Origin of the sequence: Leclercia sp. J807, from assembly GCF_009734465.1 — a bacterium.
GTDB lineage: Bacteria > Pseudomonadota > Gammaproteobacteria > Enterobacterales > Enterobacteriaceae > Enterobacter.
On sequence record NZ_CP046446.1, the window covers coordinates 240214 to 255925 of the forward strand.

Genomic DNA, 15712 nt, shown 5'->3' on the forward strand with positions numbered 1-15712 from the left:
TGAAAGAGGCTTCAGTGTAAAGCATGCCTTCGCTGCGGCGAAGTGAATTAACCTTCCTTCACCACATCGCTTTTCTTTTGCCCCTCGAGCGGCTTACCCGACCAGTAACCCGCCAGCAGCGAGCCGGAAAGGTTATGCCATACCGAGAAGAGCGCGCCCGGCAGTGCCGCCAGCGGCGAGAAGTAGATTTTGCCGAGGGCCGCGGCGAGCCCGGAGTTCTGCATCCCCACTTCAATCGCCAGCGTGCGGCAGGTGGATTCGTCAAAGCCGAACAGCTTCCCGCCCCAGTACCCGCCCAGCAGGCCGATGGTGTTATGCAGGACCACGGCGATAATCACCACAAAACCGACAGAGGCGATATGGGCCGCAGAACCGGCCACCACGGCGCTGATGATCGCCAGAATGCAGACCATCGAAAATGCCGGTAAATAGGGCTCTACGGCTTTCACCAGACGCGGGAACAGGTGATGAATCACCAGCCCCAGCGCAATCGGGATCACCACGATTTGCAGAATGCTCAGCAACATTCCCATCACATCCACCTGAATGTGGGCATCCACATACAGACGGGTCAGTAGCGGAGTGGCGACTACGCCAACCAGGGTGGAGACAGAGGAGATGGTCACCGACAGCGCCACATCTCCTTTCGCCAGATAGATCATCACGTTGGAGGCGGTACCGCTGGCCACGCTGCCCACCAGCACCATCCCGGCGGAGAGGTCCGGCGGCATCTTAAAGGCGATAGCGAGCGCCCATGCTGCCAGGGGCATCACCAGATAGTGCAGAAAGATCCCCGCCGCAACCGGGGCGGGACGCGACAGGACGCGTTTAAAATCGTCGATTTTCAGATGCACGCCCATGCCGAACATGATCAGCATCAGCAGCGTGGTGACCCACGGGCCGACAGGGGTAAACGTGGCGGGCGTATAATAGGCTATAACAGAGAGCAGCAGCGCCCATAACGGGAACAGCCGGGTGATGGCGGATAACATACGGATTCCTTGCGATTTGTTGTGTTGTGTCGTTATTAAAAAAGCCGGGATCGAGCCCGGCTTAGAGGTATTGTTTATCGTGCTAAGTAATTTTGTTCAATCAAATAATATTCATGATCGCCGGTAGAAGGGGATATCTGCCGTCTGATGAACGCGCTCCTGCGTGTCGGTAACGAATAGTGCAAACTGAAGCAGGAAGCACCGCTTGCTTTCTGCTTCACTCTGGATCAGGTTTGAACCGCCAGACCCGCTGTATGTGCAAATATTTTGGTTTTGAAGTGACGAAGCCATCATGGAGATCAAAGACAAAAGCCAATATTATTTGTCTGGTTAAGCCGTAAAAAAAGAATAGGCGTTATCCCTTTATTAACTTTAGGAAACAATCTTATAACCTGTCTGTCGATAAACTATATATCTTTATTATTTATAGCGAAAGTTTATTCATTCTCTTTAAATATGTTTATTTTATGCTGAATCGATTTAATTAAAAAACAATTAAAATCTGTTTGTCTTGTATTCTCAGAGCATGCTATAAAAGTTTTGTTGCATGAATTTGCTGCAGCGTGAAATATTAATAGATAGTATCGCGTCTATTAATAATATATTTGCTCTCACTATCTTCCCTACGTCATATAATAAGGATTTAATATGAAAGAAATGCCATTGGAACTTCTTTATCGGCTCTACAAGGCGGACATGGGTGATATTATTGATGATACGTATGTTCGTTTAACTGGAGCATGGCTCACTGATGATATACGGAGTACTGATCCGCATAATGGGCTTTTAACCCGATCGGAAGCATATCAATTCATTTTTAAGGATCGTTCTGATGGAAATTATTACCTAGCAAGTAATGGCGCTAGTAAGGCTCATGACCCGGTATATACTAGCCAAAACTGGTTCCATGAACCTTTTACCATAAATACCATTGATCCATTCCCTGTATTTCGTTGTAAATATTGGGCCGAAGCATCGAGTACAGTAATTATGCTTGAAGATGTGCCTGGTTAAATACTTCAAGAGTAATTTATGACTATTTTATATTTTATCGAGATAATGTATAAGCGCTCGTGAATATAGGAAATCATCTAACCCCTGTTAGAGAAAAATGGGAAACTCATTTTTAGTAGTTCGTAATTTTACGCGTTGAGCCGCTTATACGGGCATCACGCCTTCCTTGCGACCGTGTTTTACAGTGATAAAAAAGCCGGGTCTGTACCCGGCTTTTTAATTATTTCTTTTGCTGAATAATTCTATTCAAACAGATTGCGATGTAGTTTCTGCACAACCTGCTCCGCTTCAGCGCCCGGGACCAGGAAGCAGAGGTTGTAGCTGGATGCACCGTAACAAATCATGCGGATGTTAAACGGCTCCAGCACACCAAACACCTCTTTGCCCACGCCGCTGGCGCGGGACAGCTCGTTACCAATGATCGCCACCAGGCGAGCTCTTCCTCCGCCTCAACGCGGAAGCGTTCCCAGTTCCTCAATTACTACCCATCGCTTTTTTATGTTTATCCTGCAAGATAAAGGCTAATACTAAAAGATAAAAATATTCTATCGGTTTAGCAATGTGCTGTGATTTCCAGTAAAAAATCAACTTAAATCAAAAGGATATTTTTGTGTGCAGCAGGAATAGCCTGGCTCGCTCCTGGCAATACTTCCCGGTAACAGACAACGTTAAAAGGGTGGTCACGACGGTTCAGACAGCCCTGAGGATGAGCACTATGAAACAGACTGATTTTGACGTTTTAACGGCGCAGCACAGCGCACCGGTAAAAATGTGGACGCACGGGGTGCCCGTTGAGCCAGAAGCGCGCGAGCAGCTGCTGAATACCGCGAAGATGCCGTTTATTTTCAAACATCTGGCGGTGATGCCGGATGTGCATCTCGGAAAAGGCTCTACCATTGGCAGCGTGATCCCCACCAAAGGGGCCATCATTCCGGCGGCGGTGGGGGTGGATATCGGCTGCGGGATGATTGCCGTGCGGACATCTCTGCTGGCAGGCGACCTGCCGGATAACCTTCACGGGCTGCGCAGCGCCATTGAACAGGCGGTGCCGCACGGGCGGACCAATACCCGCTCCCATCGCGATAAGGGAGCATGGGCAAAGACGCCGGATGAAGTGGATAACCACTGGGCCCGGCTGGCACCGCGCTTCAAACGGCTGACGGATAAATATCCGCAACTGCTGAAAACCAATAACCATCAGCATCTGGGGACGCTGGGCACCGGGAACCACTTTATCGAGATCTGCCTGGATGAGCAGCAACGCGTTTGGGTCATGCTGCACAGCGGTTCGCGTGGTGTGGGCAATGCTATCGGCAATGTGTTTATCACGCTGGCGCAGAAGGATATGCAGCAGCATATTGCCAACCTGCCTGACAGAAACCTGGCCTATTTCCAGGAGGGGAGCCGGCACTATAACGACTACATCGAAGCCGTGGAGTGGGCACAGGATTTTGCGCGCCATAACCGCGAGGTGATGATGTCCCGCGTGCTGGCCGCGCTCTCGCGCATTGTGCCAAAGCCTTTCCTCACGCAGCAGGAGGCGGTGAATTGCCATCACAACTATGTCCAGAAAGAGCGTCATTTTGGTGAAGAGGTCCTGGTGACGCGCAAAGGGGCGGTGTCGGCGCAGAAGGGCGAGATGGGGATCATCCCCGGGTCGATGGGGGCGAAGAGCTTTATCGTGCGCGGCCTGGGCAATGAAGAGAGCTTCTGCTCCTGCAGCCACGGGGCAGGGCGGGTGATGAGCCGCACGGCGGCCAAAAAACGCTTCACCGTCGCCGATCAGGTTCGCGCCACGGCTCACGTCGAGTGCAGAAAAGACAGCGAGGTTATCGATGAGATACCGATGGCCTATAAAGACATCGATGCCGTCATGGCGGCGCAGGCCTCGCTGGTCGAGATCGTCCATACCTTGCGCCAGGTGGTATGTGTAAAAGGATAAAAGAGATGGCTGATAACGGTGCTGGCAGGATAAAAAAAGGGCCCGGTTTACCGGGCCTTTTTTTGTTATTCAAACAAGTTATGATGCAGTTTCTGCACAACCTGCTCGGCTTCATGGCCTGGTACCAGGAAGCAGAGGTTGTAGCTGGATGCGCCATAGCAAATCATGCGGATGTTAAACGGATCCAGCACGCCAAATACCTCTTTGCCCACGCCGCTGGCGCGGGACAGCTCGTTACCGATGATCGCCACCAGGGCGAGATCTTCTTCCACCTCAACGCGGCACAGTTCGGAGAGCTCCATCAGCAGGGACTGCGTCAGCAGGGTATCCCCGGTGGAGGTTGAGCCGGTGGTGTCCAGCGTCAGGGCGATGTTCACCTCTGAGGTGGTGACCAGATCAACCGAGATGCTGTGGCGCGCCAGAATGCTGAACACCTCGGCCAGGAAGCCGCGGGAGTGCAGCATGCTCAGGCTGTGCAGGGTCAACAGGGTCTGTTTGCGACGCAGGGCGATGGCGCGGAACAGCGGTGGGTTTTCGGTGGTGTTGCACACCATGGTGCCGCCCGCTTTTGGATCCTTGCTGGAGCCGACGAACACAGGAATGTCGCTGCGCACTGCCGGCAGTAGTGTCGCCGGGTGCAGTACTTTCGCGCCGAAGGTCGCCATCTCGGCGGCCTCTTCAAAGGCGATCTCGTCAATACGTTTTGCCGCCGGTACCACGCGCGGGTCGGTGGTGTAGATGCCCGGCACGTCCGTCCAGATATCCACACGGGAGGCGCGCAGCGCCTCGCCCAGCAGGGCTGCGGTGTAGTCGCTGCCGCCACGGCCCAGCGTGGTGGTGCGGCCTTTGGCTTCGCTACCGATAAAGCCCTGGGTGATGACAATCCCTTCCGCCAGACGCGGTGCCAGCTGTTGGGTGGTCAGTTCGGCAATGGCTTCAATATCCGGCTCGGCACGACCGAAACGGTCGCTGGTGCGCAGCACTTTACGCACGTCAAACCACTGCGACTGAACGTTACGCTCGCGCAGAACTTCGACAAACAGCAGGGTCGACATCAGCTCACCGTGGCTGACCAGCTCGTCGGTCAGGGCGGTGGAGGTGGCCAGAGAGGCGGCTTCGGCCAGGGTGATGATATTTTCCAGCAGGCGCTCAATCTCTTCGCTGATGACGCTGGGATCGCGCAGGCGGCTAAGGATATCGAACTGAATTTTGTGCAGCGCTTCCAGCTTCGCCTGGCGCTCGCTCGCTTCCAGCCCTTCTGCCAGGGCTACCAACAGATTAGTGACGCCCGCCGAAGCAGACAACACCACCAGCCGGGTATTCGGATCGGCCAGCACCACATCGGCGCTGCGGTTCATGGCATCAAAATCGGCCACGCTGGTACCGCCAAATTTGGCGACAACAAAACTCGTCATAACAACCTCGTGTCAGGGAAGGAAAAGAGCGACCATGGCACAAGGACAAAATAGTTTTATCGGTGCAGGCGCAAATACCGTGTGTATAAATAAAATGTGCAGAGGATCCTGTCAACGCCGGGATTATGCGGATTTTTCATGCTGCCTTCCATATGAGAAACAGGACTTATAACAGCTATACTTTTGGGGCTTTTGCACTGCACTTGATACAGGCCAGGCCAATGGCATAAAAACCATCACAATTTTTGGCGACAGAGGCTACAATCGACCGAGGTCACAATTCTCAATTCAGAAGAGTATTGCTATGAAAAATATCAATCCAACGCAGACTGCAGCCTGGCAGGCATTACAGAAACACTTTGATGAGATGAAAGACGTCACCATCGCGGAGCTGTTCGCGAAAGACGGCGATCGTTTTAATAAGTTCTCCGCGACCTTCGACGATCAGATGCTGGTCGATTTTTCCAAAAATCGCATCACCGAAGAGACACTGGCAAAACTGCAGGATCTGGCGAAAGAGACCGATCTGAGCGGTGCCATCAAGTCCATGTTCTCTGGCGAGAAGATCAACCGCACCGAAGATCGCGCCGTACTGCATGTTGCACTGCGTAACCGTAGCAATACTCCAATCATCGTTGACGGCAAAGATGTGATGCCGGAAGTGAACGCCGTGCTGGAAAAGATGAAAACCTTCTCGGAAGCAATCATCTCAGGTCAGTGGAAAGGCTACACCGGCAAACCAATCACCGACGTGGTGAACATCGGTATCGGCGGCTCTGACCTCGGCCCATTCATGGTGACCGAAGCGCTGCGTCCGTACAAAAACCACCTCAACATGCACTTTGTCTCTAACGTCGATGGCACCCACATCGCGGAAGTGCTGAAAAACGTGAACCCGGAAAGCACCCTGTTCCTGGTGGCGTCCAAAACCTTCACCACCCAGGAAACCATGACCAACGCCCACAGCGCGCGCGACTGGTTCCTGAAAACGGCCGGTGATGAGCAGCACGTGGCGAAACACTTTGCGGCGCTCTCCACCAACGCCAAAGCGGTGGGCGAGTTCGGCATCGACACCGCCAATATGTTTGAATTCTGGGACTGGGTTGGCGGTCGTTACTCCCTGTGGTCCGCGATCGGTCTGTCCATCATCCTCTCCGTGGGCTACGACAACTTTGTTGAGCTGCTCTCCGGCGCGCATGCGATGGACAAACACTTCTCTACCACTCCGGCAGAGAAAAACCTGCCGGTGCTGCTGGCGCTGATCGGCATCTGGTACAACAACTTCTTTGGTGCCGAAACCGAAGCGATCCTGCCGTACGACCAGTACATGCACCGTTTCGCAGCTTACTTCCAGCAGGGCAACATGGAATCCAACGGTAAATACGTTGACCGTAACGGCAACGCCGTGGATTACCAGACCGGCCCAATCATCTGGGGTGAGCCAGGCACCAACGGCCAGCACGCGTTCTACCAGCTGATCCACCAGGGCACCAAAATGGTTCCTTGTGATTTCATCGCCCCGGCCATTACGCACAACCCGCTGTCTGACCACCATCCGAAGCTGCTGTCGAACTTCTTCGCGCAGACTGAAGCGCTGGCGTTCGGTAAAGCGCGTGATGTGGTTGAGCAGGAGTATCGCGATCAGGGTAAAGATCCGGCGACCCTGGATCACGTGGTGCCGTTCAAAGTGTTCGAAGGCAACCGCCCAACCAACTCCATCCTGCTGCGTGAGATCACCCCGTTCAGCCTGGGCGCGCTGATTGCCCTGTATGAGCACAAAATCTTCACCCAGGGCGCAATCCTGAACATCTTCACCTTTGACCAGTGGGGCGTTGAGCTGGGCAAACAGCTGGCTAACCGCATCCTGCCAGAGCTGGGTGATAACCAGGACATTAGCAGCCACGACAGCTCCACCAACGGCCTGATTAACCGTTATAAAGCCTGGCGCGCATAATTCCGCTGTTCTGAACAACGCCGGGCGGCACTGCGTTGGCCCGGCCTACGTGTTTTGTAGGCCCGGTAAGCGCAGCGCCACCGGGCGTTTTGCACAAAATATAAACAAAAAATATAGATCCCCGTCACATTTTTGCGTTATACAGGAATCTCGCCCCGGAGAATGAGGTGCTGTATGACATCCCTGACTCGCCCACGCGTTGAGTTTATCTCAACCATTCTGCAGACCGTGCTGAACCTGGGTCTGCTGAGCCTTGGCCTGATCCTGGTCGTCTTCCTCGGTAAAGAGACAGTGCATCTGGCTGATGTGCTTTTCGCCCCTGAGCAAACCAGCAAATACGAGCTGGTTGAAGGGCTGGTGGTTTACTTTCTCTACTTCGAATTTATCGCCCTGATCGTCAAGTACTTTCAGTCTGGCTTTCACTTCCCGCTGCGCTACTTTGTCTACATTGGCATCACCGCGATTGTGCGACTGATTATCGTCGATCATAAATCGCCCCTCGACGTGCTGCTCTACTCGGCGGCTATTCTGCTGCTGGTGGTCACCCTCTGGCTGTGCAACTCGAAGCGACTGAAGCGGGAATAAAAAAAGGGCGGCCCGAGGGCCGCCGAATACAGTCACAAGTTTGGATCAAGACATCAAGGCAAAGTTGAGGGTTGCAGTGGAATAACAATGAAACTTAACCTTTCACGCCTCCCGCGGTCAGGCCGTTCACCAGCCAGCGCTGGGCCAGCAGGAAGACGACGGTGATCGGGATAGCGGAAAGCACAGCGGCTGCGGCAAAGTCGCCCCACAGGTAGTTTTGCGGGTTGAGGTATTGCTGCATCCCTACCGCCAGGGTGTAGCTGTTCACATCACGCAGCAGCAGTGAAGCGACCGGCACTTCGGTGATGGCAGCGATAAACGACAGAATAAAGACCACCGCCAGAATCGGTACGGAGAGCGGCAGCAGCACCAGACGGAAAGCCTGCCACGGGGTGGCGCCATCCAGCGACGCGGCCTCTTCCAGCGAGTTGTCTATGGTTTCGAAATAGCCCTTGATGGTCCAGACGTGCAGCGCGATCCCGCCGAGGTAGGCGAAAATCACCCCGCCGTGAGTGTTCAGACCGATAAAAGGCACATACTGGCCGAGGCGGTCAAACAAGGCGTACAGCGCCACCAGGGACAGGACCGCCGGGAACATCTGGAAAATCAGCATCCCTTTCAGCAGCGTCGCTTTCCCTTTGAAGCGCATACGGGCAAAGGCGTAGGCGCAGGTGGTGGAGAGCGTCACGATACCGATCGCGGTGATGGTCGCGACTTTCACCGAGTTCCACAGCCACAGCAGCACCGGGAACGGCGGCGGGGTGACGCGGCCATCGGCATGCTCCACGCTGAAGCCCAGCGCTAACTTCCAGTGCTCCCAGGAGATTTGCTCCGGGATAAGGCTACCGGTGGCGAAGTTACCCGAACGCAGGGAGATGGCGATAACCATCAGCAGCGGGAACATGATTGCCGCGATAAAAATCAGCAGACCCAGGTGGGTGATCAGTAAACGTAACTTTTGTGATTTGGGTTGGACCATAGCCATTTTCAGTACCCTCCTTAGTCAAACTTCATGCGGGTTGCTTTCAGGTTCACGATTGCCAGCGCGCCCACCAGCAGGAAGATCAGGGTGGCGATAGCCGCCGCCAGACCAAAGTCCTGGCCGCCGCCGCCTTCGAAGGCGATACGGTAGGTGTAGCTCACGAGCAGGTCGGTATAGCCGGCTGGCGTAGTGGTGCCGAGACGGTCCGGGCCACCGTTGGTCAACAGCTGAATCAGCACGAAGTTGTTAAAGTTAAAGGCGAAGCTGGCAATCATCAGCGGCGTCAGCGGCTTGATCAGCAGCGGGAGCGTAATCTTAAAGAAGTTCTGGAACGGGGTAGCTCCGTCCATGGCAGACGCTTCATACAGGTCATCCGGGATCGCCTTCAGCAGCCCCATGCACAGGATCATCATGTACGGATAGCCGAGCCAGGTATTGACGATGATGATCATGCTGCGGGCGGTAGTCGGGTCGCTGAACCACGCCGGTTTGATACCAAACAGGCTGCTCAGCATCATGTTGATTTCACCAAAGCTCTGGTTGAACAGCCCTTTGAAAATCAGAATCGAAATGAACGACGGTACGGCATACGGCAGGATCAGCAGGACGCGGTAAATCGCTTTGCCTTTCAGGGCTTCCCACTGCACCAGGCAGGCCAGCACCATGCCAACGGCCACGGTCAGGATCACGGTCAGTACCGAGAAGACCACGGTCCAGACAAAGATAGCGAAGAACGGTTTCTGGATGCCTTCGTCGGTAAAGACGCGGGTAAAGTTGTCCCAGCCGATGGTGACGGTATAGCCCGGGCTGAGCTTATCATCGCCCCAGGTGCCGTCAGCATTCACGGACTGGTAGAAGCCGATGTCGTTATTCGGGCGGTACTTCACGCCGGTCTGGTTGTTGGTGAGCGTGCTGTCATCGCCCAGCGTGTAGAGCGGGCGGGTGCCGGAGAACTGGCGCAGCGAGCTCATAATGACTTTGCTTTCGTCCGGCAGCTCAGCGGTAATCTGGGTCAGCGCCTGACGGTTCTGGGTGATGACGCGCAGGTTGGCGCGTTCCCCTTCCGGCAGGGCGTCTGCCTCTTTCAGGGCCAGTTTCTGCTCGCCGCCAAATGTAAAGGCGTCGGAGACGTAATATTTGCCTGCGGCATCGTCGGTCAGCGCCAGCTTCCACTCGTCACCTGCGGGATAGAGACCAAAGTTAAAGGTCTTGCCGGCCTGATAGGAACGATCCATCAGCACCTGCTGGGCGCGCTCTTGCGCGAGCTGGTTGGTGCTACTGTAGTTGGTGAAAGCGATGGCGATGGTGCAAATAAGAGGGAACAGGACAAACAGCCCCATCCCGGCAACGCCTGGATAGACATAGCGCCAGGCATAGGCTTTGCGGTTAGCAAAAATATAGAGGCCGACCGAGCTTAAAATCAGCGTCATGGCGGCAAACAGGTACTCCCCCTGGGCGTACATCAAAACAATAAGGTAACCCACCAGCAAACCCAGCAGACCAATCACTGACCATTTCAGCGTGTCGCTTTGCCACCAGTGTTTCTTTTTAACGACATCCATGGGGATCTTCCTCTACAACTGTGAAAACTTATTGTCAGGTGGCGCTCCGCTTACCTGACCTACGGCTCGAACCGTAGTTGTAGGGCGGGTAAGCGAAGCGCCACCCGCCGCTTTTACTTACTTGGTGATACGACCCTGAGCATCTTTCAGCGCAGCATCCACAGTCTGACGACCGCTTGCGGCGTTGATCACCGCAGTACGGGTGGCATACCAGAAGGCAGCCATCTGCGGGATGTTAGGCATGATTTCGCCTTTCTCGGCGTTGCTCATGGTGGCGGCGATGCGTGGATCTTTCGCCAGGGTTTCCTGGAAGGATTTCAGCGCGACGGCACCCAGCGGTTTATCCTTGTTCACTTCTTCCAGACCCTGATCGGTCAGCAGGTAGTTTTCCAGGAACTCTTTCGCCAGCTCTTTGTTCGGGCTGGCGGCGTTGATACCGGCACTCAGCACGCCAACGAACGGTTTAGACGGCTTGCCATTGAAGGTTGGCAGCACCGCAACGCCGTAGTTGATCTTGCTCTTGTCGATGTTGGACCACGCCCACGGACCGTTGATGGTCATCGCGGTTTCGCCCTTGTTGAAGGCCGCTTCGGCGATGGAGTAGTCGGTGTCCGCGTTCATCTGTTTGTTCTTAATCAGGTCAACCAGGAAGGTCAGACCCGCTTTCGCGCCTGCGTTGTCCACGCCGACATCTTTCACGTCGTATTTGCCGTTTTCAAACTTGAACGCGTAACCGCCATCGGCAGCAATCAGCGGCCAGGTGAAGTACGGCTCTTGCAGGTTGAACATCAGCGCGCTCTTACCTTTCGCCTTCAGCTCTTTATCCAGCGCCGGGATCTCTTCCCAGGTTTTCGGCGGGTTCGGTACGAGATCTTTGTTGTAGATCAGGGAGAGCGATTCAACCGCAACCGGGTAAGCGATCAGCTTGCCGTTGTAGCGCACGGCGTCCCAGGTGAACGGGAACAGCTTTTCCTGGAAGGCTTTATCCGGGGAGATCTCGGCCAGCAGGCCAGACTGAGCATAGCCGCCGAAACGGTCATGGGCCCAGAAGATAATGTCCGGGCCGTCGCCGGTTGCAGCAACCTGTGGGAATTTCTCTTCCAGCTTGTCCGGGTGTTCAACGGTGACTTTAATGCCGGTATCTTTCTCGAATTTTTTACCCACTTCAGCCAGGCCGTTATAGCCTTTGTCGCCGTTAATCCAGATTACCAGCTTACCTTCTTCAATTTTGGCGAGCGCAGGTGCGGAAATCATCATTGCTGCAAGGGCGGACAATGCGAAAACGCGTGCGCCAGTCTTGATATTCATATCTGCCATCCTTTTTGGTGATGTGCTGTGGATACATTGAGGTGGTTCAACGTCGCTCAGTCTCCTTATTTGACATCCTCTTTCCATCCTCCTGGCCCCTACGCCCCACCCCCTCTTTATGTGATCTGCGTTGCATAAATTTCAGTTATGTGTCCTGGCGCACACAAAAGAGCGATGAATTTTGCCGGTGACATCACGAATTTTGCCTCCGCCCCCGGGGGGCGCTGGCGGAGTCCACTCTCTCATCCTCCCGCCTCCTCCCCCATAAAAAAGGCTGGGGGTGGAGGATTCGCGAAACGCCCCGATACCGCATAGTCAGCCCATATTGAATGTTTCTGTTGATGACAGGCTGTAACGAAGGGAGTAGGGCATGGCGAGCGTAGAACTGCGTAACGTAACGAAAGCCTGGGGTGACGTGGTGGTATCGAAAGATATCAATCTCGATATCCAGGAAGGTGAATTCGTGGTTTTTGTTGGCCCGTCAGGCTGCGGTAAATCTACGCTGCTGCGTATGATTGCCGGTCTGGAAACCATCACCAGCGGCGATCTGATGATTGGCGATACCCGCATGAACGATATTCCGCCTGCGGAGCGCGGTGTCGGGATGGTCTTCCAGTCCTATGCACTTTATCCCCACCTCTCCGTTGCCGAGAACATGTCGTTCGGCCTCAAGCTGGCGGGCGCCAAAAAAGAGACTATCAACCAGCGCGTGACCCAGGTTGCTGAAGTGTTGCAGCTGGCGCATCTGTTGGACCGTAAGCCGAAGGCCCTGTCCGGTGGGCAGCGTCAGCGCGTGGCGATTGGCCGTACGCTGGTGGCAGAGCCGCGCGTGTTCCTGCTCGATGAACCGCTGTCGAACCTCGACGCCGCGCTGCGCGTGCAGATGCGTATTGAGATTTCCCGTCTGCACAAGCGTCTTGGTCGCACCATGATTTACGTCACCCACGATCAGGTCGAAGCGATGACCCTCGCCGACAAGATTGTGGTGCTGGATGCCGGTCGCGTGGCGCAGGTGGGTAAACCGCTGGAGCTCTATCACTACCCGGCAGACCGCTTTGTTGCGGGCTTTATTGGCTCGCCAAAGATGAACTTCCTGCCGGTAAAAGTCACCGCCACTGCCATCGATCAGGTTCAGGTTGAGCTGCCGAACCGCCAGCAGGTGTGGCTGCCGGTAGACAGCGTAAACGTCAACGTGGGGGCCAACATGTCCCTCGGGATCCGTCCTGAACATCTGCTGCCAAGTCACATCGCTGATGTGACCCTGGAGGGCGAGGTTCAGGTGGTTGAGCAGTTAGGTCACGAAACACAGATTCATATCCAGATCCCAGCCATTCGTCAGAACCTGGTCTACCGCCAGAACGACGTGGTGTTGGTAAAAGAGGGTGCCACATTCGCTATCGGCTTGCCGCCAGAGCGCTGCCATCTGTTCCGTGAGGATGGCACCGCATGTCGTCGGCTGCATCAAGAGCCCGGCGTTTAAGCAATCCCAATAATAAGCACGAAACCATCAGGTGAAGTGTTCAAAGAAAAGCAATGATCTCAGGAGATAGAATAATGATTACTCTGCGCAAAGTCCCTCTGGCACTCGCCATTGCGGCAGGCATCATGTCTGCCCAGGCCGGCGCTGTAGACTTCAAAGGTTATGCTCGTTCTGGCATTGGCTGGACCGGGAGTGGTGGCGAACAACAGTGTTTCCAGGCAACAGGTGCACAGAGCAAATACCGTCTTGGTAACGAATGTGAAACCTATGCCGAACTGAAACTGGGTCAGGAAGTGTGGAAAGAGGGCGACAAGAGCTTCTACTTCGACACCAACGTAGCCTACTCAGTTTCTCAGCAGAACGACTGGGAATCTACCAGCCCTGCCTTCCGTGAAGCTAACGTGCAGGGTAAAAACCTGATCGAATGGCTGCCAGGCTCCACCATCTGGGCCGGTAAGCGCTTCTATCAGCGTCATGACGTTCACATGATCGACTTCTACTACTGGGATATCTCCGGTCCTGGTGCAGGTATCGAAAACATCGATCTGGGCTTCGGTAAACTCTCTCTGGCAGCGACCCGTTCTTCTGAATCCGGCGGCTCTTCTGCATTTGCCGACTTCGATGCAAATGGCGACCGTATTTACGACAATATCGTACCAAACGATGTCTTCGACGTTCGTTTAGCCGGTATGGAAATCAACCCAGGCGGTACTCTGGAGCTGGGCGTTGACTACGGTCACACCAACATTCCTGACGACTACTACCTGCAGCCTGGCGCCTCTAAAGATGGCTGGATGTTCACCGCTGAACACACCCAGAGCATGCTGAAAGGCTTTAACAAGTTTGTTGTTCAGTACGCCACGGACTCCATGACTTCTAACGGTAAAGGTATTCCGCAGGGTGCGAGCCTGAACAACGACGGCTCCATGATCCGCGTTCTTGACCACGGTGCTGTCACCCTGGCTGACCAGTGGGATCTGATGTACGTCGGTATGTACCAGAACATCGACCTGGACAACAACAACGGTACCGAGTGGTGGACCGTCGGTGTTCGTCCGATGTTCAAATGGACGCCAATCATGTCCACCTTGCTGGAAGTGGGCTACGACAACGTCAAATCTCAGAAAACTGACGACACCAACAGCCAGTACAAAATCACCCTGGCCCAACAGTGGCAGGCTGGCGACAGCATCTGGTCCCGTCCGGCTATCCGCGTCTTCGCAACCTACGCCAAGTGGGATGAGAAATGGGGTTACGCGAACAACGACTCTGGTGCAGGTTACACCTCTGGCGTAGCGTACAACGACACCTCCGCGAAAACCTTCAGCCGTGGCGACAACGATGAGTGGACCTTCGGTGCCCAGATGGAAATCTGGTGGTAAGTCGTAACACCTGATGTATTGACCTAAAAGAGGGGCGCAAGCCCCTCTCTTCATAGGGTGCTGCGCGCTATTGCCTGGCCACCGCAGTGCTAACGCAATCTGAGGTAAACATAATGAAAATGAAAAAAAGTCTCGTCGCGCTGTGCCTCTCCGCAGGTCTGCTGGCAGGAGCTCCAGCCATCACGCTTGCGAACGTCAATTTCGTCCCACAAAACACCAGCGCTGCGCCTGCGGTTCCGGCAGCCGCGCTGCAACAGCTGGTCTGGACGCCTGTCGATCAGTCCAAAGCCCAGACCACCCAGCTTTCTGCCGGCGGCCAGACCTTAAACGTGGCGGGGATCGCCGGCCCGGTGGCGGCGTACAGTGTGCCGGCTAATATCGGCGAAATCACCCTGACGCTGACAAGCGTGGTAGATAAACAGACCAGCGTATTTGCACCGAACGTGCTGATTCTGGATCAGAACCTGACGCCATCTGCCTACTTCCCAAGCGAATACTTCACCTACCAGGAGCCGGGCGTGATGAGCGCCGATCGTCTGGAAGGGGTTATGCGCCTGACGCCAGCCCTGGGTCAGCAGAAACTGTACGTCCTGGTCTTTACGACCGACAAAGATCTACAGCAAACCACCAAACTGATTGATCCGGCGAAAGCCTATGCCAAAGGCACCGGCAACGCCGTACCGGACATTCCGGACCCGATTGCCCGTCACGTGACGGATGGGCAACTGAAGCTGAAAGTCTCCACCAACAGCACCTCCAGCGTGCTGGTCGGCCCGCTGTTTGGCTCCTCCGGCCCTGGCCCGGTCACCGTAGGCAATACCGCGGCACCGGTCTATGCTGCGCCAGCGGTTGCACCTGCTGCGGCTCCGGCTGCTGCGCCAGCCGTTGCCCCGGCCCCGGCGAAGAAGAGCGAGCCGGTACTGACCGATACCGAAGCCTACTTTAATCAGGCCATTAAGCAGGCAGTCGCAAAAGGTGACGTCGACAAAGCGCTGAAACTGCTGGATGAAGCAGAGCGTTTAGGCTCGACCACTGCCCGTTCCACCTTTATCAGCAGTGTAAAAGGCAAGGGGTGACCGTCTCCCCACAATGCTGA

Annotated in this window: 12 protein-coding genes and 1 pseudogene; 7 read left to right on the plus strand and 6 right to left on the minus strand. The window is 54.9% G+C overall.

All coding sequences use genetic code 11. From position 1 onward, the window contains the following. Nucleotides 1-47: 47 nt before the first annotated feature. Entirely contained in the window at nt 48-992 is a 945-nt protein-coding gene (panS, locus tag GNG26_RS01125; RefSeq protein WP_156237506.1) for a ketopantoate/pantoate/pantothenate transporter PanS, read from the minus strand. Nucleotides 993-1640: 648 nt separating this feature from the next. Between panS and GNG26_RS01130 the strand changes: the two genes are divergently transcribed. Beyond that, on the plus strand, nt 1641-2006 hold the full coding sequence (locus GNG26_RS01130) for a hypothetical protein (RefSeq protein ID WP_156237507.1): 366 nt from the start codon (nt 1641-1643) through the stop codon (nt 2004-2006). A 242-nt stretch (nt 2007-2248) separates the two neighbouring features. On the opposite strand, the pseudogene GNG26_RS01135 reads toward GNG26_RS01130, so the two are convergent. Then, nucleotides 2249-2463, minus strand: a pseudogene (locus tag GNG26_RS01135) (lysine-sensitive aspartokinase 3); the annotation flags it as partial. 258 nt (nt 2464-2721) lie between these two features. Between GNG26_RS01135 and GNG26_RS01140 the strand changes: the two are divergent. Beyond that, nucleotides 2722-3948, plus strand: coding sequence for an RtcB family protein (locus GNG26_RS01140; protein WP_156237508.1), 1227 nt, complete (start codon nt 2722-2724; stop codon nt 3946-3948). Nucleotides 3949-4013: 65 nt separating this feature from the next. Here the strand turns inward: GNG26_RS01140 and lysC are convergent, their stop codons facing one another. Continuing rightward, nucleotides 4014-5363, minus strand: coding sequence for a lysine-sensitive aspartokinase 3 (gene lysC / locus GNG26_RS01145; protein ID WP_114388200.1), 1350 nt, complete (start codon nt 5361-5363; stop codon nt 4014-4016). Nucleotides 5364-5667: 304 nt separating this feature from the next. On the opposite strand from lysC, the gene pgi reads away from it, so the two are divergent. Next, complete coding sequence (gene pgi, locus GNG26_RS01150) at nt 5668-7317, plus strand: glucose-6-phosphate isomerase (protein ID WP_156237509.1); 1650 nt, start codon at nt 5668-5670, stop codon at nt 7315-7317. 174 nt (nt 7318-7491) lie between these two features. Beyond that, nucleotides 7492-7902, plus strand: coding sequence for a phosphate-starvation-inducible protein PsiE (gene psiE, locus GNG26_RS01155; protein ID WP_103825384.1), 411 nt, complete (start codon nt 7492-7494; stop codon nt 7900-7902). 94 nt (nt 7903-7996) lie between these two features. Here the strand turns inward: psiE and malG are convergent, their stop codons facing one another. The 3 genes from malG to malE form a co-directional block, all read right to left on the minus strand. Next, complete coding sequence (gene malG, locus GNG26_RS01160; protein ID WP_032615951.1) at nt 7997-8887, minus strand: maltose ABC transporter permease MalG; 891 nt, start codon at nt 8885-8887, stop codon at nt 7997-7999. A gap of 14 nt (nt 8888-8901) precedes the next feature. Continuing rightward, entirely contained in the window at nt 8902-10446 is a 1545-nt protein-coding gene (malF, locus tag GNG26_RS01165; protein WP_156237510.1) for a maltose ABC transporter permease MalF, read from the minus strand. A gap of 117 nt (nt 10447-10563) precedes the next feature. Continuing rightward, on the minus strand, nt 10564-11754 hold the full coding sequence (gene malE, locus GNG26_RS01170) for a maltose/maltodextrin ABC transporter substrate-binding protein MalE (protein WP_156237511.1): 1191 nt from the start codon (nt 11752-11754) through the stop codon (nt 10564-10566). A gap of 370 nt (nt 11755-12124) precedes the next feature. On the opposite strand from malE, the gene malK reads away from it, so the two are divergent. From malK to malM, 3 genes are all read left to right on the plus strand, one after another. Beyond that, the gene (gene malK / locus GNG26_RS01175; RefSeq protein ID WP_103825387.1) at nt 12125-13234 is read left to right on the plus strand and encodes a maltose/maltodextrin ABC transporter ATP-binding protein MalK; all 1110 of its coding nucleotides are present in this window, start codon (nt 12125-12127) and stop codon (nt 13232-13234) included. Between the two features lie 71 nt (nt 13235-13305). Beyond that, nucleotides 13306-14616, plus strand: coding sequence for a maltoporin (locus tag GNG26_RS01180; protein WP_114317156.1), 1311 nt, complete (start codon nt 13306-13308; stop codon nt 14614-14616). Nucleotides 14617-14729: 113 nt separating this feature from the next. Then, nucleotides 14730-15692: a maltose operon protein MalM gene (malM, locus tag GNG26_RS01185; protein WP_114388195.1), complete on the plus strand. Its 963-nt coding sequence runs from the start codon at nt 14730-14732 to the stop codon at nt 15690-15692. The last annotated feature ends 20 nt before the right edge of the window (nt 15693-15712 follow it).

Excerpts from the sequence above, each read along its gene's own strand:
- lysC (WP_114388200.1), bottom strand. The coding sequence starts at position 5,363 with ATGACGAGTTTTGTTGTCGCCAAATTTGGCGGTACCAGCGTGGCCGAT.
- GNG26_RS01140 (WP_156237508.1), top strand. The coding sequence starts at position 2,722 with ATGAAACAGACTGATTTTGACGTTTTAACGGCGCAGCACAGCGCACCG.
- pgi (WP_156237509.1), top strand. The coding sequence starts at position 5,668 with ATGAAAAATATCAATCCAACGCAGACTGCAGCCTGGCAGGCATTACAG.
- GNG26_RS01130 (WP_156237507.1), top strand. The coding sequence starts at position 1,641 with ATGAAAGAAATGCCATTGGAACTTCTTTATCGGCTCTACAAGGCGGAC.
- malG (WP_032615951.1), bottom strand. The coding sequence starts at position 8,887 with ATGGCTATGGTCCAACCCAAATCACAAAAGTTACGTTTACTGATCACC.
- malF (WP_156237510.1), bottom strand. The coding sequence starts at position 10,446 with ATGGATGTCGTTAAAAAGAAACACTGGTGGCAAAGCGACACGCTGAAA.
- malK (WP_103825387.1), top strand. The coding sequence starts at position 12,125 with ATGGCGAGCGTAGAACTGCGTAACGTAACGAAAGCCTGGGGTGACGTG.
- malM (WP_114388195.1), top strand. The coding sequence starts at position 14,730 with ATGAAAATGAAAAAAAGTCTCGTCGCGCTGTGCCTCTCCGCAGGTCTG.
- malE (WP_156237511.1), bottom strand. The coding sequence starts at position 11,754 with ATGAATATCAAGACTGGCGCACGCGTTTTCGCATTGTCCGCCCTTGCA.
- psiE (WP_103825384.1), top strand. The coding sequence starts at position 7,492 with ATGACATCCCTGACTCGCCCACGCGTTGAGTTTATCTCAACCATTCTG.
- panS (WP_156237506.1), bottom strand. The coding sequence starts at position 992 with ATGTTATCCGCCATCACCCGGCTGTTCCCGTTATGGGCGCTGCTGCTC.